Annotated in this window: 1 protein-coding gene; it reads left to right on the forward strand. The window is 61.1% G+C overall.

Annotation, left to right across the window (positions count from 1 at the left end):
- Window positions 1-450 (forward strand): MT-A70 family methyltransferase (locus tag P0G09_RS15615; protein ID WP_275253109.1); only part of this gene is annotated, 450 nt, incomplete at both ends.

Below are 450 nucleotides of genomic sequence, written 5' to 3' on the forward strand. Positions count from 1 at the left end.
TGCTCTTTATGTGGGCCACATACCCGAAGATGCAGGAGGCCCTCGACCTGATCGAGGCGTGGGGCTTCAAATACAAGTCGATCACCTTCCAGTGGATCAAGCAGAACCGCAGCGGAAACGGCTACTTTTTCGGCCTCGGCCGCTGGACTCGAGGTAATACCGAGCCCTGTCTGATCGCTATCAAAGGCAAGCCGAAGCGCATCAGCGCCGGCGTCGGTCAGCTCGTATTCTCACCGCTGCGCAGGCACAGCCAGAAGCCCGCCGAAGTGCGCGACAAGATCGTCGAGCTGATGGGAGACCTGCCCCGCATCGAGCTTTTCGCCAGAGAAGCCGCCCCGGGATGGGACGCGTGGGGCAACGAAGCGCCGACGCCTGAAGTCAAGGACGTGCCAGCCGACAGCGTCGAGCTGGCCGGAAAGGAGGAAACGCATGAACCAGACAACCAAAGAG

It is taken from the genome of Faecalibacterium sp. DFI.5.82, from assembly GCF_029076575.1.
Taxonomy (GTDB): Bacteria; Bacillota; Clostridia; order Oscillospirales; family Ruminococcaceae; genus Faecalibacterium; species Faecalibacterium duncaniae.